The following is a 20,811-nucleotide window of genomic DNA, read 5'->3' on the forward strand; positions in this document are numbered from 1 at the left end:
GTGGCGGGGAGGTACGGACGTGGACGAGATGGACGAGATCGTCCACGAGTTCCTGGTCGAGTCCTACGAGAACCTCGACCAGCTCGACCAGGACCTCGTGGCGCTCGAGAGCGACCCGTCGTCGCGCGCGCTGCTGAGCAGCATCTTCCGCACCGTGCACACCATCAAGGGCACGAGCGGCTTCCTCGGGTTCGGCAACCTCGAGCGCGTGTCCCACGTGGGCGAGTCGCTCCTGTCGGAGCTGCGCGACGGCGAGCGGGCGATGGACCAGCCGACGGCGGACGTGCTGCTCGCGCTCGTCGACACGCTGCGTGCCATCCTCGCGAAGGTCGAGGCCGGTGCCGGGGACGACCTCGACGTCGACCCGATGGTCGCGCGCATCGTCGCGGTCCAGGACGGCACGGCGGCGCCGGAGCCGGACCTCGCGCCCGCCGTCGCGGGCGGTACCTCGCCCGACGCCGCGGCCGGCACCGCGCCCGAGACCGACCCCGAGCCTGCACCCGAGCCGGAGGCGGAGCCGGAGCCCACGCCCGCGGCGGGCCCCGCACCCGAGCAGGCTCCTGCACCCGAGCCGGCTCCCACGCCCCGGACGGCGCCGGTGCTCGCTGCCGAGCCGGCGCCCGCGCCCGCCGTCGGACCGGCGCCCGCGCCCGAGCCGGCACCCGAGCCCGAGCCGCACACCCGCAACGCCGCGGACGGCTCGATCCGGGTGGACGTCGACCTCCTCGACACGCTCATGCGGCAGGTCGGGGAGCTCGTGCTGGTGCGCAACCAGATCGACCGGATCGCCGGCGCGGGCGAGGACCAGGAGACCAAGCGGTCCGCGCAGCGCCTCAGCCTCATCGCGTCCGAGCTGCAGGAGGGCGTCATGAAGACGCGCATGCAGCCGATCGAGCACGTGTGGTCCAAGATGCCGCGCGTCGTGCGCGACCTCGCGAAGATGCTGGGTCGTGACGTCCGGATCGAGATGACGGGCGGCGACACCGAGCTCGACCGCTCCCTGCTCGAGGCGGTCAAGGACCCGCTGACGCACCTGGTGCGCAACGCCGTCGACCACGGGATCGAGGCGCCCGAGGACAGGCGCCGCGCCGGCAAGCGGCCCCAGGGGCTCGTGACGCTGCGCGCGTACCACTCGAACGGCCAGGTCGTCGTGGAGATCACGGACGACGGCGCGGGCATCGACCCCGAGAAGGTCGGCCGCACCGCCGTGGCCAAGGGGCTGCGGACGGCGGGCGACGTCGCCGCGATGGCCCCGTCCGAGCTGCTCGACCTGCTGTTCCTGCCCGGCTTCTCGACGGCGGCGAAGGTCACGAACGTGTCCGGGCGCGGCGTCGGGATGGACGTCGTCCGCACGAACATCGAGGCCATCGGCGGCTCGGTCGACGTCGAGTCGACGGTCGGGACCGGGACGACGTGGCGCATGCGGATCCCGCTGACGCTCGCGATCATGCCCGCCCTCACGGTGATGTGCTGCGGCGCGGTGTACGCGATCCCGCAGGTCAGCCTCCTCGAGCTCGTCGCCCTCGGCGACCAGCACGGCGAGATCGAGCACGTCGGCACCGCCCCCGTCTTCCGGCTGCGGGGCACGCTGCTCCCGCTGCTGTCGCTCTCCGAGGTGCTCGGGCTCGACCCGGAGTCCGAGGGCCGCGTCATCGCGGTCGTCGAGGCCGACGACCAGCGCTTCGGCGTGATCGTCGACCGCGTCCTCAACATGGAGGAGATCGTCGTCAAGGCGCTCGCGAACCGGCTCAAGCAGATCGGCATGTACTCCGGAGCGACGGTGCTCGGCGACGGCGGGGTGGCGCTCATCCTCGACCTCCAGGCGATCGCCCGCAAGGTGCTCACGTCCGACGCCGCGGACATGGCCCGCGCGTACGCGCAGGACACGACGGAGAGCGCCACGACCGTCGAGCAGATGCTCGTCGTCGGGGCGGGCGACCGTCGCGTGGCGATCCCGCTCTCCGCGGTGACGCGGCTCGAACGGATCCGCGCCGCCACGATCGAGCAGGTCGGCTCGCGCGAGGTGCTCCAGTACCGCGGCGCGCTGCTGCCGCTCGTCCGGCTCGACCAGCTCCTGGGCGCGGCGGGCGGCCCGCCCGCGGACGAGCTCGACATCGTCGTGTACACCCGCGCGGGGCGCAGCATCGCGATGGCGGTCACGGAGATCTTCGACATCGTCGAGGACGACGCGCGCCGGCGCAGCGACATCGACGGCCACGGGCTCACCGGGTCGACCGTCCTCAAGGACCGCGTGACGGAGCTGCTCGACGTCCGCAGCGCCGTCCAGGCGGCGGACCCCGGCTTCTACGACGACCTCGACCCCTTCGACGACGCGACGGCCGAGAACGACCTGTCGCTGGCAGGTGCCCGATGACCACGCAGCAGCTCGTGACGTTCACGCTGGCCGACCGGCTCTGCGGGATCCCCGTCGACCGCGTCCAGGAGGTCCTGCCGGGCCGCGCCCGGACACGCGTTCCGCTCGCGCCCGACGACGTCGGGGGCCTCGTCAACCTCCGCGGGCAGGTCGTGCTGTCGGTCGACCTGCGGCGTCGCCTCGGCATGACGGCCCACGACGCGGACCAGATGATGGTCGTCGTCTTCGTCGGCGACGAGACCGTGAGCCTGCTCGTCGACACGATCGGCGACGTGCTCGAGGTCGACGCCGACCAGTTCGAGACGCCGCCCCAGACGCTCCCCGAGGAGCTGCGCGCCGTGATCCGCGGCGCGTACAAGCTCTCCGACCGGCTGCTGCTCGCGCTCGACGTCGACGCCGCGGCGTCCTGAGCCCGACCGGCTCGCCCCCTTCCTCTTCTCGTCCCCACGTCCCCAGGAGCTCCTCATGTCCACGCTCGAGACCCCGCGGCCCGCCGCGCGCCGGCGTCGCTTCGCCGACTTCTCCGTCCGCACGAAGATCCTCACCGCGCTCGGCGTGCTCGCCGTCGTGCTCGTCCTCGTCGTGGGGTTCGCCCTGCAGAGCCTGCGGTCGACGTCCGACGACACGGCGTCGGTCGCGGGCGTGGCGAGCTCGCTCCTGCGCAGCAACGCGGAGGTGGACCACGACACGCAGGAGGCGTGGCGGCTCACCTACCAGTACGACATCGTCGAGGGCGAGGCTCGCGAGCAGACCGCGGAGCAGATGGCGGCGACGGACGCCCGCGTCGAGGAGCAGATCGGCCTGATCGACGCGGTGCTCGCCGCCGACGGGGTGGAGGAGCCGAACTGGACCGCGTTCAAGGCGAGGTGGGCCGAGTGGCTCGCCTTCCGCGACGCGACGCTCATGCCGGCGGTCGAGGCGAAGGCCGTGACGCCCGAGATCCAGGCGGCCAACGACGAGATCATCGCGACGTACCGCGCCTCGCTGTCGGCGTCCGGTGACGCGGTCTACGCCTACCTCGACACGGTCGCGGACGACGCGGCGGCGAAGGCCGCGCGCGCCTTCCTCCTCATGATCGTCGTCGCGGTCGTCGGGCTCCTCCTCGCGGTCCTCGTGGGCGTGCGGGTCGCCAACCGCATCCGTCGGTCCGCGGGCACGGTCCAGCACGCGCTCGGCGCGCTCGCCTCCGGTGACCTGACGGTGCGGGCCGAGGTGGTGGGTCGTGACGAGCTGGGGCAGATGGCTGCGGCGTTGACGAGTGCGCAGGAGAACTTGCGGGGGATCATCGCGGAGGTGGCGGGGACGTCGGAGGCGGTGGCTGCGGCGACGGAGCAGCTGTCTGCGGCGGGTGCGCAGTTCTCGGCGTCGTCGGACGAGACGGCGGCGCAGTCGGGTGTGGTGGCGTCGGCGGCGGAGCAGGTGTCGCAGAACGTGCAGACGGTGGCTGCGGGTGCGGAGGAGATGGGGGCTTCGATCCGGGAGATCGCGCAGAACTCGAACGAGGCGGCGAAGGTGGCGAACAAGGCCACGGAGCGGGCTGCGGCGACGAACGAGACGGTGCAGAAGCTGGGGACGTCGTCGCAGGAGATCGGTGACGTGATCAAGGTGATCACGTCGATCGCGGAGCAGACGAACTTGTTGGCGTTGAACGCGACGATCGAGGCGGCTCGTGCGGGTGAGGCGGGCAAGGGGTTCGCGGTGGTGGCCAGCGAGGTGAAGGAGCTGGCGCAGGAGACGGCGAAGGCGACGGAGGACATCGCGCGTCGGGTGGAGGCGATCCAGGGGGACACGGTGGGTGCGGTGGAGGCGATCGGGGAGATCGCGGACATCATCGGGCGGATCAACGACTACCAGCTGACGATCGCGTCGGCGGTGGAGGAGCAGACGGCGACGACGAACGAGATGTCGCGGGGGGTGCAGGAGGCGGCGACGGGGTCGAGCGAGATCGCGGGCAACATCACCGGCATCGCCGCCGGCGCCTCGTCGACGGCCCAGGCCGTCGAGCAGATGAACGGGTCGATCGCCGAGCTCGCGCGCATGGCCGCCGAGCTGCGCGGCCGCGCCTCCCGGTTCACCTACTGACCTGCTGACCCCCTGACACCCACGCACCCACGCACCCACGCAGAGAGACGACCAGATGACCACGAACCAGCAGCAGGACGCGCCCCGACGCCTGTGGGGGGACCGCCCCGTCCTCGTCAAGATCCTCACGTCGGTCCTCGTGATGGTGGTGGTGACCGCCGTCATCACGGCCGTCGCGCTCGTCTCGATGCGCCAGCTGCGCTCGGACGCCGACGAGATGTACCGCAGCAACGTCACGCCGCTGCAGCAGCTCACGGAGATCCAGCGCGCCTTCCAGGGCGACCGCGCCCGCGTCATCCAGTACGGGATCGCGGACGCGGAGACCCGGGCGAGCCTCCTCGACGAGCTGGTGGAGCGCAAGGTCGACCTGGACGCCCAGATCGAGGCGTACCGCCCGAACGCGGTGAGCCAGACCGACGTCGACGCGCTCGTCGCCGCCCTGGACGCGTACTACGCGGCGGCCGAGGGCGAGCTCTTCCCGCTCGCGGACGCGGGCGACACCGCGGGCTTCGCCGCGTACTTCGACGGCACCGTCCGCCCCCTCACCACGGGCGTCATGGACGCGATGCAGGTCGAGACGGCGTCGCAGGGCGAGGAGGCGGCGGTGCTCGCCGAGGAGACGGACACGCTCGCGGCGCGGGCGCTGCTCGCCACGATCCTCGTCGCGGTGCTCGGCGCCCTCGCGGCGACCGCGCTGTCCTACGTCGTGGCGCGCGGGATCGCCCTGCGGATCCGGGCCGTGTCGAGGAGCCTGACCGCGCTGGGCGACGGCGACCTCACCGTGCGGGCCGAGGTGGTGGGTCGTGACGAGCTGGGGCAGATGGCTGCGGCGTTGACGAGTGCGCAGGAGAACTTGCGGGGGATCATCGCGGAGGTGGCGGGGACGTCGGAGGCGGTGGCTGCGGCGACGGAGCAGCTGTCTGCGGCGGGTGCGCAGTTCTCGGCGTCGTCGGACGAGACGGCGGCGCAGTCGGGTGTGGTGGCGTCGGCGGCGGAGCAGGTGTCGCAGAACGTGCAGACGGTGGCTGCGGGTGCGGAGGAGATGGGGGCTTCGATCCGGGAGATCGCGCAGAACTCGAACGAGGCGGCGAAGGTGGCGAACAAGGCCACGGAGCGGGCTGCGGCGACGAACGAGACGGTGCAGAAGCTGGGGACGTCGTCGCAGGAGATCGGTGACGTGATCAAGGTGATCACGTCGATCGCGGAGCAGACGAACTTGTTGGCGTTGAACGCGACGATCGAGGCGGCTCGTGCGGGTGAGGCGGGCAAGGGGTTCGCGGTGGTGGCCAGCGAGGTGAAGGAGCTGGCGCAGGAGACGGCGAAGGCGACGGAGGACATCGCGCGTCGGGTGGAGGCGATCCAGGGGGACACGGTGGGTGCGGTGGAGGCGATCGGGGAGATCGCGGACATCATCGGGCGGATCAACGACTACCAGCTGACGATCGCGTCGGCGGTGGAGGAGCAGACGGCGACGACGAACGAGATGTCGCGGGGGGTGCAGGAGGCGGCGACGGGGTCGAGCGAGATCGCGGGCAACATCACCGGCATCGCCGCCGGCGCGCGGGAGAGCGCCCGGTCGATGGAGCAGCTCAACGTCGCCGTCGGCGAGCTCGCCCACGTCTCGGAGCAGCTCGACGCCCAGGTCTCCCGGTTCCGGCTCTGAGACCGCTGACCATGACGCCCACACCCCGCCCGGCCGGCGCGCCCCGCGCCCGAGGAGGACGACCGTGATCCGCGTGCTCGTCGTCGACGACTCCGTCGTGATCCGTCGCCTCGTCGCGCAGACGCTCGACCGGGACCCCGAGATCACCGTCGTCGGCACGGCGGCCGACGGCCGCCTCGCCCTCGCGAAGGTCGAGCAGCTCGACCCCGACGTCGTCACGCTCGACATCGAGATGCCCGTCATGGACGGCATCGAGACGGTCCGGGCGCTCCGCGCGGCCGGCCGGCGCATGCCCGTCGTGATGTTCTCGACGCTCACCGAGCGCGGGGCGTCCGCGACGCTCGACGCCCTCACGGCCGGAGCCACGGACTACGTCACCAAGCCGAGCGGGAGCGGGTCGGTCCAGACGGCGCTCGAGCGCGTCGGCCTGGAGCTCACGCCGAAGATCAAGGCGCTCGTCCCGCGCGCGCCCGCCGCCCCGGCGGCGCGGGCGAGCGGGACGACGGCCGTGGTCCGGCGCCCCGCCCCGGCCCGACCGGTGCGCGCGGTCGTCGTCGGCTCCTCCACGGGCGGGCCGGAGGCGCTGCGGACCGTGCTGTCGTCCCTGACCACGCCGCTGCCCGTCCCGATGCTCGTGGTCCAGCACATGCCGCCGGTGTTCACGCGGCAGCTGGCCGAGCGCCTGGACCGCGCGGGACCCACGACCGTGGTCGAGGCCGCCGGCGGCGAGGTGCTCCGTCCCGGTCACGCCTACCTGGCGCCGGGCGGCCGGCACCTCGAGCTCGGCCGCCAGGGCACGGGCCTGACGACCCTCGTCACGGACGGGCCCCCCGTCAACTTCACACGCCCCGCCGTCGACGTCCTGTTCCGCTCCGCGGTCCGCACGCTCGGTGGCGACCTGCTCGCCGTCGTCCTCACGGGGATGGGCTCCGACGGCCGCGACGGTGCGGGCGAGATCGCCCGCGCCGGCGGCCACGTGCTCGCCCAGGACGAGCAGAGCTCGGTCGTCTGGGGCATGCCGGGTGCCGTCACGACCGCGGGGCACGCCCACGCGGTCCTTCCCCTCGACCAGGTCGCCCGCGCCATCGTCGGTGCGGCCGAAGGAGCGCACGCATGACCGTCTCGACCCAGTCGTTCGCCTACGTGAGCGACCTGGTCCGCAAGCACAGCGCGATCCAGCTCGCGCCGGGCAAGGAGTACCTCGTCGAGGCCCGGCTCGGGCCGCTCGCGCGCGAGAAGGGCCTGCAGGGTCCCGACGCCGTCGACAGCTACGTCCGCCGCTACCTGCGGGGCGGCTCCCCGACGGAGACCGTGCGCGTCGTCGAGGCCATGACGACCAACGAGACCTCCTGGTTCCGCGACACCTCGCCGTTCACCGCCCTGCGCCGGGCGATCCTGCCGGAGCTCGCGGGCGCGGACCTCAGCATCTGGTCCGCGGCGTGCTCGACCGGCCAGGAGCCGTACAGCATCGCGATGGTCCTGCGCGAGGAGCGGGTGCGGAGCTACCGGATCCTCGCGACGGACATCAACGCGCAGGTCGTCGAGCGGGCCCGGACGGGCCGGTACAGCCAGCTCGAGATCAACCGCGGCCTGCCCGCGCCCATGCTCGTGCGCAACTTCCGGCGCGTGGGCGCCGAGTGGGAGGTCGACCCGGCACTGCGGGAGAACCTCACGTTCCAGCAGCACAACCTGCTCACGGCGCCGCCCGGACCGCGGATGTTCGACATCGTCTTCCTGCGCAACGTGCTCATCTACTTCGACATGCCGACCAAGCAGTCGATCCTCGCCCGGCTCCGCAGCCGGGTGCGGCCGGGCGGCTTCCTCCTGCTGGGGGCCGCCGAGACCACCGTCGGCGTCGATCCCGCGTGGGAACGGGTCGACGTCACGCAGGGCTCCATCTACCGACTCCGAGGAGGCAGCGCATGAGAGCGCTGATCATCGACGACGCCCGCGTGATGCGCCGCATCGTCGCCACGACGCTGAGGGATCTCGGCTTCGAGACCGCCGAGGCGGGTGACGGACGCCAGGCGCTCGACCTGCTCGAGGCGGGCGAGCGCTTCGACCTCGCGTGCGTCGACTGGAACATGCCGGTGATGGACGGGCTGCAGTTCGTGCAGGCCGTCCGCGCGCGCCGCGAGTGGCGCGACCTCACGCTCATGATGATCACCACGGAGTCCGAGCAGTCGCGCATCGTGCGCGCGCTCGCCGCCGGTGCCCACGAGTACCTCATCAAGCCGTTCACGCCGGACGCACTCATGGGCAAGCTCGACATGCTCGGGCTGCTGCCGACCAAGGAGCTCGCATGATCGACACCCGGGACACGCTCACCCAGAGCGTCCTGCCCATCGCCCAGGACCTCTTCGCCGCCATGGTCGACGGCGAGCCGGGCCTGCTCGAGCCCGTCGACGCCCTCGGGGCGCCGATCCCCGACCCCGTGCACGCGTGGGTCGACATCGTCGGCCCGACCTCGTGGCGCACGCTCGTCGTGACCGCCCGCCCGACTGCGGACCGGATCGCGCGCGCGCTCCTCCAGCTGGACGACGACGAGACCGTGGGCCTCGACGACGTGCGCGACGCGCTCGGCGAGGTCGCGAACGTCGTCGGCGGGAACCTCAAGGGCATGCTCGACGGCGGCTCCTCGCTCACCCTGCCCGTGGTCGACACCACGGGCCCGGCGGTCGCGCGAGCGGCCGACCACGCGCAGGCGCTGCTGTGGCGCGGCGAACCCCTCGTCATCTCGTTGTGGACCTCGAAGGACGGAGAACAGCTGTGAGAGTCGTCGTCGCGGACGACAGCCGCGTGATGCGGCAGATCGTCGTCCGGACCCTGCGCCAGGCGGGGTTCAAGGACTGGGAGATCCTGCAGGCGGGGGACGGCGCCGAGGCGCTCGCCCTCACCCTGGCGGAGCAGCCGGACCTCGTGCTGTCCGACTGGAACATGCCGGAGATGAACGGCATCGACGTCCTGCGCGCGCTGCGCACCGCGGGGTCGAGCGTGCCGTTCGGATTCGTCACGTCGGAGGGCTCGCCGCAGATGCGCGAGCTCGCGGACGCCGAGGGCGCCCTGTTCCTCATCGCCAAGCCGTTCGACGCGGACACGTTCGAGGACGTCCTGCGTCCCCACGTCCGTTGACCCGACGCACGTCCCCCCGGAGGAGCCCCCTGTGACCACGACCCCCCTGCCCGAGCTCAAGGAGATCCGCGACCTGTACGCGGGACTGGTCGGCCGCGGGTGCACGGCCGTGCGCGCGAGCGCGCTCCTGACGCCCGAGACGAGGCCGGGCGTCATCGCCGCGACCTACGTCAGCCACCGGGCGCAGGTCGAGGCGGTCGTCGCCGTCGACGTCCCGCTCGGTGCCCACCTCGGCGCCTCGATCGGCCTCGTGCCGCCCGGTCCCGCCCAGGACGCGGCGGCCGAGGGCACGCTGAGCGACGTCCTGCTCGAGAACCTGTCCGAGGTCCTCAACGTCACCGCCGCCCTCTTCAACGCGGAGGACGCGCCGCACCTCAAGCTCGCGGAGGTGTTCGACTCGACGCGCGGGCCGCTGCCCGGCGCGCCCGTGTCGTTCCTGCGCAGCACCGGTCGCCGGCTCGACGCAGAGATCGAGATCGCCGGCTACGGCGGCGGGGCGCTGACGGTGGTCCTCGCCTGACGGCGACGGGACCGAGAACCGTGCGGAGGCCGGGCCGGGGGCGCACGCCCCGGGCCCGGCCTCTCGTCGTCCCGGCTCGGTGCTCGTCCCCGGTGCCCGTCCCGGCGCGCGTCCCGGCACCGCACGGCACGGCACGACGACGGACAGCCACCCCGGTGCCGTGAGCGGCGCCGGGGTGGCTGTGGTCGGGGTGGGGACGCGGTCGTCCGCGACGTCAGGCGGTGACGAGGGTCCGTCGCAGGTCGAGCCCCTGGCCGTCGAGGACGGACTGGACCGCGGCGCCCGTGTCGGGGTGCACGAGCACCGGCGCCATGAGGTTCGCGTGCACGCCGCCGGCGCGCACGCTCGCGACGACGAGCACGAGCGGGTCGGTGTCCTCGGCCCCGATGCGCGCGAGGTCGGACGACGGGATCGCGGGGGAGTAGCCGGGCACCCAGCGGCCGGGGTCGAGGACGAGCATCTCGACGCCCGGGGTGTCGAGCGCGGACAGCGTGTAGACGCCGTCGCCCTGCTCGGTGAGCAGCTCGAACCGGCGGGCCGCGAGGCCGGGAGGCGGGGTGACGAAGGTGAGCGTGGTCATCAGCGGAGGTAGTCCAGGAGGGAGGGCTGCAGGAGGGTGGCGCCGATGCTCAGGGTCGCCTGGTAGGCGACCTGCTTGAGCTGGAGGTCGATCGCGAGCTCGGCGAGGTCGACGTCCTCGATGGCGCCGCGGCGCGTCTCGAGCGAGGTGCGGTTGCCGAGGTTGGTGTCGGCGGCGCGCTCGAGCTGGTTCTGGCGCGCGCCGACGGTCGTGTGCTGGGTGAGGACCGCGTCGAGCCGCGCGTCGACGGCGGCGAGATGGCCGCCGCTGCCGTTGCCGGCGCGCAGGTCGGCCGCCACGGTGTCCAGCAGGGCGAACACCGAGCCGGACCCGGTGCCGAAGACGGCGGCGCCGTCGATGTCGACGCGGACCGTCGAGTCGACGCCGATGCGGCGCTCGACGGACGCCCCGCCGCCCGTGAACGAGTAGTCGTCGCGGAACGCGACCCCCTCGTCCGAGGTCCCGGCGAAGACGGTGCGCCCGAGGTACGTGGAGTTCGACTGGCGCAGCAGCTCGTCACGGAGCTCCACGAGCTCCGCGGCGACGGCCTCCCGGCCCTCCGTCGACGTCGTGTCCGACGCGCCCTGGAGGACGAGGTCGCGCACCCGCTGGACGATGTCGGTCACGGTGCCGAGCGTCGAGTCGAGCGTCGCGAGCCAGCCCTCGCCGTTCGCGATGTTGCGGTCGTACTGCTGCTCGGCCGCGAGGCGGCCGCGGATCGCGAGGGCGTCCGCCGCGGACGACGGGTCGCTCGAGGCGCGCGTGAGCTTGCGGCCCGACGTGCCCTGCTCCTGGAGCTCGGCGATCCTCGCGAGGTTGGACTGCAGGCTCCTCGTGACGTACGAGGCCTGCATCTGGTTGGTGATGCGCACGGTTCTCCCCTTGCGGACCTGGTCGTGGGCTACAGCCCGACGCGGCCGGTGCGGTTGATGAGGTGGTCGAGCATCTCGTCGACGGCGGTGAGCACGCGGGCCGCGCCCTGGTAGGCGTGCTGGTACTGCATGAGGTTCACGGTCTCCTCGTCGAGCGAGACGGCGGAGTGCGAGAGCAGGTCGCTGAACGCCGCGGTCGACGCCGTGGTCGCGAGCTTCGCGTCGTAGCCGGCCGAGCTCGACTTCACGGCGAGCTGCGTGACGTGCGTCGACCACACCGCGTCGGGACCGCCGCCGGCGGTCCCGAGCGCGGCGATGCGGTCGGCCACGGACCCGTCGAGGGACCCCGCCCCGACGGCGGCGGTCGCGACCTGGCCGGGCGCGGTCACCGCGACCCGCAGGCCGGCGCCCGCGGACCTGCCGGGCTCGATCGCGAAGAACGCGCCGCCCGGCGTGCCCGACGGCGTCAGGCCCGTCGTGTGCAGCGCGTTGACCTGCGTGACGAGCGCCGACGCGAGCGCGTCGTAGCCCGCCGCGGCCTGGGCGTAGATCCCGCCGGACGACACCGGCGCGAGGGCCGACAGGTGCCCGGCGAGCTCGCCGCCCTCGAGCCCGACGGCCGCGCCCGGGCGGTGCGACCACTCGAGCCGCACCGCGTCGTCGGCCGCGCCGTCGAGCGTCGAGGACCCGACGAGCCGGACCTCGTTCACGTGGTGGCCGTCGACGAGGAGGTTCCCGCCCAGGAGCACGTTGACGGTGCCGTCGGGGTTCGTGCTCGTCTGGGCGCCCGCGAGGCGCGCCAGGTCGGCGGCGAGCTGGTTGCGCTGGTCGACGAGCTCGTTGGCGGAGCCGTTCTGGCCGGAGGCGTCGAGGATGCGCGTGTTGAGCGCGGCGATCTTGTCGGCGACCGTGTTGATCTCGGCCACGAGCGAGCCCGCGCTCGTGCGCGCCTGGCCCCACGCGGCCTCCACGCGGGCGCGACCGTCGACGATCCGGTCGACGACGGCGCCGGCCTCCTCGACCACGACCCAGGCCTGGGCGTCCTTGCCGGGGGAGTTCGCGGCGTCCTGCCACGCGCCCCAGAACGACTGCAGCGCGGCGGACAGCCCGGTGTCCGAGGGCTCGCCGTGGATGTCCTCGACGGCCGTGAACGCCGCGGCGCGGACGCTCGCGTACCCGTCGGCGGACGCCGTCTGGCGCACGCGCGACTCGAGGAAGAGGTTCCCGAGCCGGGCGACGCCGTCGATCGTCACGCCCTGGCCGGACCGCGCGGACTGCGAGAGCCGCCCCAGGCCCATCTCGGTGAGCGGGGCCGTGGCCGACTGCTGCACGCGCTGGCGCGTGTAGCCCGGCGTGTTGACGTTGGCCACGTTCTGACCGGTGACGTCGATGCCCGCCTGGGCGGCGCTCATGCCCCGGAAGGCGGTGTTGAGGATGGAGAACGAGCTCATGGGCGGGACTCCTTACAGCACCGTGTCGAAGAGGCGGGCGACGTCGGACCGGTCCGTGGTGGCGCCGGTCGCGTCGTAGGTGCGGGGCTCGCCGCCGAGCGTCGCGAGCGTCTCCTGCGTGGAGCGCGACGCGTGGTTGACGAACTGCGTGTTCGTGTCGCGGACGGTCTTGATCCGCACCGTCAGCTCCGTGAGGCCCGTGAGGTGGCCCTCGAAGATCTCGCGCCAGGGGCCGGCGGCCGGGGCGGCCGCGGCGATCTCCCGCAGCGTGGCGTCGGGCGCCAGGCCCCACTCGGCCGCGACGGTCTCGGACGCGACGGTGCGCACGAGGGTCGCCTCGCGCACCTTCTCCATCACGGTCTCGACCTCGCGGTTCGCGTGGGCGAGCCAGCGGGTGCGGCCGGCGGTGAGGAGCAGCTGCTCCTCCTCGAGCTTGAACAGCAGCATCTCGAGCAGCTCGCGCTCTCGCCACAGCAGGGTCGACAGCTCCTGAGGGCCCAACGTGGCTCTCCCTTGTGTGCGCGGTGGTCGGTCGGGGCGGCGGGCAGCGCCCGCTCGAGACCCACTGTCGGCACGTGCGGTGCGGATGTGGCGGCTGATCCCCGCGCCCGCTGCATGGGAGAGGTCAGGACGCGGTGCCACCGCGTGCCTCACCCGCGTCTCCCGGTGCCGTACCGGGCCCGCCCCAGCAGAAAGGTGCTTCGGCGTGAACCTCTCCGAGCGCAACGCTCTCGTCGTCGACAACCTTGCCCTCGTCGGCTTCCTCGTCTCCGACCTGTGCGCGCGGGCCGACCACCTCTCGCGCGAGGATCTCGCGTCGGTCGGCGCCGTCGCCCTCACCACGGCGGCCACGAGCTTCGACCCGACCCGCGGCGTCCCGTTCGGCGCGTACGCGCGGCGCCGCATCGTGGGGGCGCTCGCCGACGAGCTGCGCTCGCAGGACTGGGCCCCGCGCTCGGCGCGCCGCCGCATCAAGGCGCTGACGGCCGTGACGGCGTCGCTCACCGCGTCCCTCGGTCGCGAGCCGACCGACGCGCAGGTCGCCGAGGCGATGGGCGTCGCGGTCGCGGACGTGCGCGCGGCCCGCGACGACGCCGGCCGCTCGATCGTGGCGATGGAGGACACCACCTACGACCACGTCGCGCTCGAGGCGCCGACCCCGGAGGAGCAGGTCCTGTCCGTCGAGGAACGGCACGTGGTGCGCGAGGCGGTGGCGGCGCTGCCGGACCAGCTGCGGCACGTCGTCGAGCAGGTGTACTTCGCGGGGCGCAGCGTCGGCGACCTCGCCGCCGAGCTGGGGATCAGCCACTCGACCGTCTCGCACGCGCGGATCGAGGCGGTCCGCCTGCTCCGCGAGGGGCTCGAGGCCCACTACTCGGGCCGCGAGGCGAAGGGCCCGGCCGCGCCGCTCACGGCCCGCCGGCGGGAGTACCTCGCCGCGATGGGCGAGCGCGTCGCGGGCGGTGCCACGCAGCGGTCCGCGTGGGCGGTGCCCGCGGCGTCGTGACGCGGGGCGCGACGGCGTCGACCGGTGTCGGCCACCGTCGGGCCGCGGCGTCCGACAGTCCCCAGGAGCAGGCCGGTCGAGGTGACGGGCCGGTACCGGACGAGCCGGCCCGCCCGGGGCCGCGCGGGACAGGAGCGCACGCATGGGTCTCTCGATCGTGACGAACGTGGCGGCGACGACGACGTACCGCCGCCTCGCGACGACGCAGCGCGAGCAGGGCGCGTCGGCGGAGCGGCTCGCGTCCGGCCTGCGGATCACCACCGCCGCGGACGACTCCGCGGGCCTGACGACGGCGGAGGGCCTGCGGGCCCAGGCGAACGGCAGCGCCGTCGCGCAGCGCAACGCGGCGGACGCGGTCGCCATGCTCCAGACGGCGGACGGCGCGCTCGGCGGCATCCAGGGCATGCTCCAGCGCATGCGCGAGCTCGCGCTCCAGGCCGCGAGCGACACGAACGGGCCGGACGCGCGCGCCGCGATGGAGGACGAGCTGTCGGCGCTCGCGCGCGAGGTGAGCCGGACCCACAACGAGTCGGCCTTCGCCGACCAGCTCCTCCTCGCGAGCGAGCCGACGGTGACCTTCCAGGTCGGTGCCGAGGGGGACGCCGCCTCGACGATCGCCGTCCAGCTCCCGCGGGTGACGTGGGCGGTGTCGTCGGTGCTCGTCGCGGGCGACGGCGACCTGCGCGTGAGCCTGACCGGCGCGGGGTACCCCGAGCTCGCGCACATGACCTCGCGTGCGGCGGTCGAGGCGATCGACCGCGCGATCTCGCGCGTCTCGGAGGAGCGCTCGCGCATGGGCGCGACGATCAACCGGCTCGACCACGCGGCGCGCGTCGCCGGCAGCACGGGGGAGAACCTGCGCGCGGCGGAGTCGCGGATCCGGGACGCCGACCTCGCCCAGGAGCTGCGCGACGGCGCGCGCCTGAACGTGCTGGCGCAGGCGGGGACGGCGATGCTCGCCCAGGCCAACCAGGCGCCGTCGTCGGTGCTGCAGCTCCTGGGCTGAGGCTCCTGAGCTCCCGAAAAGTGACGCAGGTCACTGGCCACGACGTGGCGGTGGGTGCCGAGAGTGCTCGGTGACCGGCCCACGGATGGGCTGGGGGATCATCCACTCGCCCGTCTCACGGAGGACTCATCATGGGCTTCAGCGTCAACACGAACGTCTCGGCACTCAACACGTACCGGAACCTCACGAGCACCCAGAACAGCCAGAGCAAGTCGCTGGAGAAGCTGTCGTCGGGTCTGCGGATCAACCGTGCGGCGGACGACGCCGCGGGTCTGTCGATCGCCGAGGGTCTCAAGGCCCAGGTGAACGGTTACAGCGTCGCGGCGCGCAACGCGCAGGACGGCATCAGCGTCGTGCAGACGGCGGAAGGTGCGCTGGGTGAGGCGCAGTCGATCCTGCAGCGCATGCGCGACCTGTCGGTGCAGGCGGCGAACGACACGAACAACGCCGACGCGCGCACCGCCATCAGCTCGGAGCTGGGCGAGCTCGCGGACGAGCTCGACCGGATCGTCGACTCGACGAACTTCAACGGCATCGACCTGCTCAAGTCGACGGCGACGGACCTCACGGTCCAGGTCGGCGCCGAGGGTGCCGGCGGTGGCAACACCATCTCGATCGACCTCACCACCAACGACCTGCAGGGCATCATCGAGGCCGGCGTCTACGACGCCACCAACGGCGGGACGTCGCTCAACGTCGCGACCGCCGCCGGTGCGCAGGCCGCGATCGAGACGATCGACACGGCGCTCAAGGCCGTGTCGACGGCTCGCTCGGGCCTGGGTGCGACGCAGAACCGCCTGGAGTACGCCATCTCCAACATCAACGTCGCGACGGAGAACCTGACCTCCGCCGAGTCGCGCATCCGCGACGTCGACATGGCCAAGGAGATGATGAACTACTCGCGCACCAACATCCTGTCCCAGGCCGGCACCGCGATGCTGGCCCAGGCGAACCAGGCCAGCTCGGGAGTCCTCCAGCTCCTCGGCTGATCCTGACGGCCGCGCGGCCGGTCCCGCGCGGCCGTCCCCACCGACGGCGTCGCACCGGAGCACCCGGTGCGGCGCCGTCGTGCTGTGCGCACCGCGGGCGCCCCCCGACGGGACGGGGAACTCGTCGAAAGTCGCCCCCCACGACGTCGCGGTGGGTGCCGAGAGTGCTCGGTGACCGGCCCACGGATGGGCTGGGGGATCATCCACTCGCCCGTCTCACGGAGGACTCATCATGGGCTTCAGCGTCAACACGAACGTCTCGGCACTCAACACGTACCGGAACCTCACGAGCACCCAGAACAGCCAGAGCAAGTCGCTGGAGAAGCTGTCGTCGGGTCTGCGGATCAACCGTGCGGCGGACGACGCCGCGGGTCTGTCGATCGCCGAGGGTCTCAAGGCCCAGGTGAACGGTTACAGCGTCGCGGCGCGCAACGCGCAGGACGGCATCAGCGTCGTGCAGACGGCGGAAGGTGCGCTGGGTGAGGCGCAGTCGATCCTGCAGCGCATGCGCGACCTGTCGGTGCAGGCGGCGAACGACACGAACAACGCCGACGCGCGCACCGCGATCAAGTCGGAGCTCGACGAGCTCGCGGACGAGCTCGACCGGATCGTCGACTCGACGAACTTCAACGGCATCGACCTGCTCAAGGCCAGCGCGACCGACCTCACGGTCCAGGTGGGCGCCGAGGGCACCGGTGACGGCAACACCATCACCATCGACCTCACCACCAACGACCTCCAGACGGTCATCGAGGCGGGCGTGTACGCCGCCGCGGGCGGCAGCTCCCTCACGGTGGACACGGCGGCGAACGCGCAGGCCGCGATCGAGACGATCGACACGGCGCTCAAGGCCGTGTCGACGGCTCGCTCGGGCCTGGGTGCGACGCAGAACCGCCTGGAGTACGCGATCTCCAACATCAACGTCGCGACGGAGAACCTGACCTCCGCCGAGTCGCGCATCCGCGACGTCGACATGGCCAAGGAGATGATGAACTACTCGCGCACCAACATCCTGTCCCAGGCCGGCACCGCGATGCTGGCCCAGGCGAACCAGGCCAGCTCGGGAGTCCTCCAGCTCCTCGGCTGACCCTGACGGCCACCCGGCGGGCGGCACGGACCGCCCTCCGCGCCGTCCGCCGGGTCTTCTCCGCACCACGTCCCCAGCACGTCCCCCGTCCCACACCTGGAGGTGATCCGCGTGGGCATCTCCTTCACCGGGCTGTCGAGCGGTCTCAACACGGCAGACCTCGTCAAGCAGCTCATCGCCGTCGAGTCGATCCCGCAGCAGCAGCTCCAGGCCAAGGTCAAGGCCGAGCGCTCCGAGATCACCGCGCTCCAGGACCTCAACACGCGCGTGGCCGCGCTCGCGAAGCTCGCCAAGGAGCTCACCGCCGGCGACGCGCTCGCGCTCTTCACCGCGAAGGGCTCGTCCGACGCGGTCTCGGTCGCCGCCCGCGCCGGCGCCTCCCCGGGGAGCATCGACGTCGTCGTCGACGCCGTCGCCACCGCGCAGAAGTCGGTCACCGCGACCCTCACGACGGCTCCCACCACGCGCTTCACCCTCACGGACGCCGCGGGCGAGCACACCGAGCTGACCGCGGCCTCCACGTCGCTCGACGACGTCGTCGCGGCGATCAACCGCGCCGACGCGGGCGTCACCGCGGTCAAGGTCGGTGCGGGCACCGACGCCGCGACGGGGGAGAAGCTCTACCGCCTCCAGCTCACGGGCGCCGCGACGGGCGCCGCGGGCGCGTTCTCGTTCCACGCCGGGACCGCCGCCGAGGTGGACGCCGGCACCGCGACGAACCTGCTCGCCGCTCCCGGCGCGGCCACCGTCACGGCGGCCGCCGACTCCGTGGTGCGCCTGTGGGCCGGCACCGCCGCCGAGCAGACCGTCACCTCGGCGTCGAGCACGTTCACCGACCTCCTCCCCGGCATCGACGTCACCGTCTCGAAGGCGTCCGCCGACCCCGTCACCGTCACCGTCGGCGAGGACCCCGAGGCGCGCGCGAACAAGGTCCGCAGCCTCGTCGACGCCGTGAGCGCGATCCTCGCGCGCATCGGGACGCAGACCAAGGTGACGATCGGGTCGGACGGCTCGACCTCCGGCGCGACGCTCGCCGGGGAGTCCATCGTGCGCAACGCGCGCCAGTCGCTGCTCGGCGCCGTCACGGACCCGGTGGACGGGGCGTCCCTGTCGTCGATCGGCATCGAGATCACGCGCTACGGCGAGGTCACGTTCGACGCCGAGAAGCTCTCGGCGGCCCTCGCCGCCGACCCCGACACGACGATGAGCACGTTCACGCAGGTCGCGACGCGCGTCCAGAAGGCCTCCGAGATGCTCTCCGACAAGTACGACGGCCTCCTCACGACGTCCGTCAAGAACCGCGAGACCCAGGCCACCCGCCTGGACGACCAGATCGCCCGGTGGGACCAGCGGCTCGAGCAGCGCTTCAAGCGCCTCACCGCGCAGTACACCGTCATGGAGGTCCAGCTCGCCAAGCTCGACTCGCAGCAGCAGTGGCTGACGGGCCAGCTCGCGACCCTCATGCCCTCCTCGTCCTCGAAGCGCTGAGCCGCACCTCCCGCGAAGGAACCGCCGTGACCCACCTCGCCCGGAGCGCCTACGGGCGCGACGCCATCCTCACCGCGTCCCCCGCGCGCCTGCTGACCCTGCTCTACGACCGTCTCGTGCTCGACCTGCGCCGGGCCGAGGCCGCGCAGGGCGAGGAGCGGTGGGCCGCCGCGTCCGAGCAGCTCCTGCACGCGCAGGCGATCGTGGCCGAGCTCATGGGCTCGCTCGACACCACGGTCTGGGACGGCGCCGAGGACCTCATGGCCCTCTACGTCTACGTCCACGAGGCGCTGGTCGCCGCGAACGTCCACCGCGACATCGGGCGCACGCACGAGGTCCTCGAGATCGTCGTGCCGCTCCAGGAGACGTGGCGCCAGGCCGCGGAGGTGCTGCCCGCCGGGCACGGGAGCGCCGCGGCGCACGGCGGCGGAGCGACCGGTGTCGCCTGACCGCGCGGGCACGCTCACGGCCTGGGCCAGTGCCCTCGACGAGCTCGACGCGATGGCGTCGGTCGCCGGCGAGCACGCCGGCGAGACGGCCGTCGCCCACCTGGCCGCGTGGACCCCTCCGACCGGGCTGGGGCGGCTCCCGGCCGAGCTCGTGGACCGCGCGCTCGAGGTCCTGGTCCGCCAGGCCGACGTCGTGGACCGCCTGCACGCCGCCATCGTGGAGAACCGGCGGCACTCCCGTGCCCTGACGTGCGTGCCGCGCGCCCACGACTCGACCGCGGCGGCGTACCTCGACGTGAGCGCCTGACCCCCGCGACACCTCCGGCCCGGCGGCGCTCCCGGGCGAGTGCGGCTCACACGTCGCGACCCTGCATAGGGGTCGGGTGAGCACACGACCGACCGCGCAGCACACGTCCCCGCTGCGCGCGCACGACGCACGGCGGCCCCTCGGTCGTCGGCAGCTCAGGGTGAGCACGGACCGCTCCCCCCGCAGGCCATCGGACGGCCGACACCGACGACGTGGGGAATCCGCGACCGTGTTCGACTCCGTCACCTCCGTAGCGATCCAGAGCGCGCTGGACGGGCTGTCCGCCCGGCAGAGCGCCATCGCCGAGAACGTCGCCAACATCAACACCCCGGGCTACACCGCGAAGCGGGTGCAGTTCGAGGAGGCGCTGGCGGCCTCCGTCGCCGACGGCGACGCCCGGCGCACCGCCTTCACCGTCGACCGCTCGCTCGAGCCGACCCGGCTCGACGGCTCGAACGTCAACCTCGACACCGAGACCGTCTCGAACGTCGACACCGTCCTGCGCTACCAGTTCGCGACCCAGGCCGTCGGCGGCGAGGCCGCCGCCCTGCGCGCGGCGATGCGGACGGCCTGACATGACCAACGACGCTCTCGGCATCGCCGGCACCGGCCTCACCCTGCACCGCAAGTGGCTCGACGCCGTCGCGGACAACCTCGCCAACGTCAACACCGTCACGTCGACCGACGACGCGGCGTTCCGCGCCCGTTACGTCCTCGCCACCGAGGGCGGCGAGAAGAACCCCGGCGCGTACGTCGCCGGGGCGGCGTGGGGGAGCGCGGAGGGTCGGCTCACGTACGAGCCGGACCACCCGCTCGCGGACGAGGACGGCTACGTGCGCTACCCGGACATCGACATGTCCGAGCAGATGGGGAGCCTCATCCTCGCCCAGCGCGGCTACCAGGCGAACGCCGCCGTGATCGACCGCGCGAAGACGGCCTACGAAGCAGCACTCCAGATCGGGAAGTGATCCTCATGCCCATCCCCTCCGTCGAGGCCACGACCGGCACCGGGTACCTCACCGGCGTCGAGAGCCTCTCCGCGACCGCCGCCGCCGCGACCGGGTCGACCGGTGCCGCGGGCGCGAGCGCCTTCGCCGACGTGCTGGGCGGCGCGGTCGACAGCACGCAGCAGCTCCAGGGCGCCGCGAACGAGCTGGCGATCGCCGCCGTCACGGGCGACCTCGAGAGCGTCCACCAGGCGACCATCGCCTCCACCCGTGCCCAGACGACCCTCGAGCTCGTCGCCGCCGTGCGCAACAAGGCGGTCGACGCGTTCAACGAGATCATGAGGATGCAGGCCTGAC

The 20,811-nt window shown here is 73.0% G+C and carries 24 protein-coding genes; 20 read left to right on the forward strand and 4 right to left on the reverse strand.

Features of this window, described 5'->3' with window-relative positions; genetic code table 11:
* Positions 1-28: 28 nt before the first annotated feature.
* From RSE42_RS04165 to RSE42_RS04210, 10 genes are all read left to right on the forward strand, one after another.
* A complete protein-coding gene (locus RSE42_RS04165; RefSeq protein WP_415298825.1) occupies positions 29-2,374 on the forward strand; it encodes a chemotaxis protein CheW in 2,346 nt (781 codons plus the stop codon).
* Positions 2,371-2,784 carry a chemotaxis protein CheW gene (locus RSE42_RS04170; protein WP_061266653.1) on the forward strand — a complete coding sequence of 138 codons (414 nt, stop codon included), beginning with the start codon at positions 2,371-2,373 and terminating at the stop codon, positions 2,782-2,784. The genes RSE42_RS04165 and RSE42_RS04170 overlap by 4 nt, the downstream gene beginning before the upstream one ends.
* A gap of 55 nt (positions 2,785-2,839) precedes the next feature.
* Complete coding sequence (locus RSE42_RS04175) at positions 2,840-4,456, forward strand: methyl-accepting chemotaxis protein (RefSeq protein ID WP_415297931.1); 1,617 nt, start codon at positions 2,840-2,842, stop codon at positions 4,454-4,456.
* Between the two features lie 55 nt (positions 4,457-4,511).
* Complete coding sequence (locus RSE42_RS04180; RefSeq protein ID WP_085388484.1) at positions 4,512-6,119, forward strand: methyl-accepting chemotaxis protein; 1,608 nt, start codon at positions 4,512-4,514, stop codon at positions 6,117-6,119.
* A gap of 64 nt (positions 6,120-6,183) precedes the next feature.
* Positions 6,184-7,236 (forward strand): protein-glutamate methylesterase/protein-glutamine glutaminase, encoded by a 1,053-nt coding sequence (locus tag RSE42_RS04185; protein WP_137281547.1) that lies wholly within the window; start codon positions 6,184-6,186, stop codon positions 7,234-7,236.
* Positions 7,233-8,045: a CheR family methyltransferase gene (locus tag RSE42_RS04190; protein ID WP_043658116.1), complete on the forward strand. Its 813-nt coding sequence runs from the start codon at positions 7,233-7,235 to the stop codon at positions 8,043-8,045. The genes RSE42_RS04185 and RSE42_RS04190 overlap by 4 nt, the downstream gene beginning before the upstream one ends.
* Positions 8,042-8,425, forward strand: coding sequence for a response regulator (locus RSE42_RS04195; protein ID WP_021482437.1), 384 nt, complete (start codon positions 8,042-8,044; stop codon positions 8,423-8,425). Before RSE42_RS04190 ends, RSE42_RS04195 begins: the two co-directional genes overlap by 4 nt.
* Complete coding sequence (locus RSE42_RS04200) at positions 8,422-8,892, forward strand: chemotaxis protein CheX (protein ID WP_021482436.1); 471 nt, start codon at positions 8,422-8,424, stop codon at positions 8,890-8,892. Before RSE42_RS04195 ends, RSE42_RS04200 begins: the two co-directional genes overlap by 4 nt.
* Positions 8,889-9,251: a response regulator gene (locus tag RSE42_RS04205; RefSeq protein WP_043658110.1), complete on the forward strand. Its 363-nt coding sequence runs from the start codon at positions 8,889-8,891 to the stop codon at positions 9,249-9,251. Before RSE42_RS04200 ends, RSE42_RS04205 begins: the two co-directional genes overlap by 4 nt.
* Before the next feature lie 31 nt (positions 9,252-9,282).
* Positions 9,283-9,771 (forward strand): hypothetical protein, encoded by a 489-nt coding sequence (locus RSE42_RS04210; protein WP_021482434.1) that lies wholly within the window; start codon positions 9,283-9,285, stop codon positions 9,769-9,771.
* A gap of 214 nt (positions 9,772-9,985) precedes the next feature.
* On the opposite strand, the gene fliW is transcribed toward RSE42_RS04210, so the two are convergent.
* Genes fliW through RSE42_RS04230 form a run of 4 tightly spaced genes read right to left on the reverse strand, consistent with a single transcriptional unit; the run spans position 9,986 to position 13,175 of the window.
* Positions 9,986-10,351, reverse strand: a complete 366-nt coding sequence (gene fliW / locus RSE42_RS04215) for a flagellar assembly protein FliW (protein ID WP_021483278.1) — start codon at positions 10,349-10,351, stop codon at positions 9,986-9,988.
* Positions 10,351-11,223, reverse strand: a complete 873-nt coding sequence (flgL, locus tag RSE42_RS04220; protein WP_021483277.1) for a flagellar hook-associated protein FlgL — start codon at positions 11,221-11,223, stop codon at positions 10,351-10,353. Before flgL ends, fliW begins: the two co-directional genes overlap by 1 nt.
* A 29-nt stretch (positions 11,224-11,252) precedes the next feature.
* Positions 11,253-12,674, reverse strand: a complete 1,422-nt coding sequence (gene flgK, locus RSE42_RS04225) for a flagellar hook-associated protein FlgK (RefSeq protein ID WP_043658108.1) — start codon at positions 12,672-12,674, stop codon at positions 11,253-11,255.
* Positions 12,675-12,686: 12 nt separating this feature from the next.
* Positions 12,687-13,175, reverse strand: a complete 489-nt coding sequence (locus RSE42_RS04230; RefSeq protein WP_021483253.1) for a flagellar protein FlgN — start codon at positions 13,173-13,175, stop codon at positions 12,687-12,689.
* A gap of 205 nt (positions 13,176-13,380) precedes the next feature.
* Between RSE42_RS04230 and RSE42_RS04235 the strand changes: the two genes are divergently transcribed.
* From RSE42_RS04235 to fliE, 10 genes are all read left to right on the forward strand, one after another.
* On the forward strand, positions 13,381-14,181 hold the full coding sequence (locus tag RSE42_RS04235) for a sigma-70 family RNA polymerase sigma factor (protein WP_043658103.1): 801 nt from the start codon (positions 13,381-13,383) through the stop codon (positions 14,179-14,181).
* Positions 14,182-14,323: 142 nt separating this feature from the next.
* Positions 14,324-15,187: a flagellin gene (locus RSE42_RS04240; RefSeq protein WP_144721643.1), complete on the forward strand. Its 864-nt coding sequence runs from the start codon at positions 14,324-14,326 to the stop codon at positions 15,185-15,187.
* Between the two features lie 131 nt (positions 15,188-15,318).
* Positions 15,319-16,176 carry a flagellin gene (locus RSE42_RS04245; RefSeq protein WP_085388479.1) on the forward strand — a complete coding sequence of 286 codons (858 nt, stop codon included), beginning with the start codon at positions 15,319-15,321 and terminating at the stop codon, positions 16,174-16,176.
* Between the two features lie 232 nt (positions 16,177-16,408).
* A complete protein-coding gene (locus RSE42_RS04250) occupies positions 16,409-17,263 on the forward strand; it encodes a flagellin (protein ID WP_137281550.1) in 855 nt (284 codons plus the stop codon).
* A gap of 111 nt (positions 17,264-17,374) precedes the next feature.
* A complete protein-coding gene (gene fliD / locus RSE42_RS04255; RefSeq protein ID WP_043658829.1) occupies positions 17,375-18,751 on the forward strand; it encodes a flagellar filament capping protein FliD in 1,377 nt (458 codons plus the stop codon).
* 26 nt (positions 18,752-18,777) lie between these two features.
* Entirely contained in the window at positions 18,778-19,200 is a 423-nt protein-coding gene (fliS, locus tag RSE42_RS04260) for a flagellar export chaperone FliS (protein ID WP_021483132.1), read from the forward strand.
* A complete protein-coding gene (locus RSE42_RS04265) occupies positions 19,190-19,507 on the forward strand; it encodes a hypothetical protein (protein WP_409141401.1) in 318 nt (105 codons plus the stop codon). The genes fliS and RSE42_RS04265 overlap by 11 nt, the downstream gene beginning before the upstream one ends.
* Positions 19,508-19,736: 229 nt before the next feature.
* Positions 19,737-20,081, forward strand: coding sequence for a flagellar basal body rod protein FlgB (locus RSE42_RS04270; protein WP_021482579.1), 345 nt, complete (start codon positions 19,737-19,739; stop codon positions 20,079-20,081).
* Position 20,082: 1 nt separating this feature from the next.
* A complete protein-coding gene (locus tag RSE42_RS04275) occupies positions 20,083-20,475 on the forward strand; it encodes a flagellar basal body rod protein FlgC (protein ID WP_034652808.1) in 393 nt (130 codons plus the stop codon).
* A gap of 5 nt (positions 20,476-20,480) precedes the next feature.
* Positions 20,481-20,810 carry a flagellar hook-basal body complex protein FliE gene (fliE, locus tag RSE42_RS04280; protein ID WP_043658833.1) on the forward strand — a complete coding sequence of 110 codons (330 nt, stop codon included), beginning with the start codon at positions 20,481-20,483 and terminating at the stop codon, positions 20,808-20,810.
* Position 20,811: the final 1 nt, after the last annotated feature.

It is taken from the genome of Cellulosimicrobium sp. SJTW-1 (assembly GCF_047716875.1).
Taxonomy (GTDB): domain Bacteria; phylum Actinomycetota; class Actinomycetes; order Actinomycetales; family Cellulomonadaceae; genus Cellulosimicrobium; species Cellulosimicrobium funkei.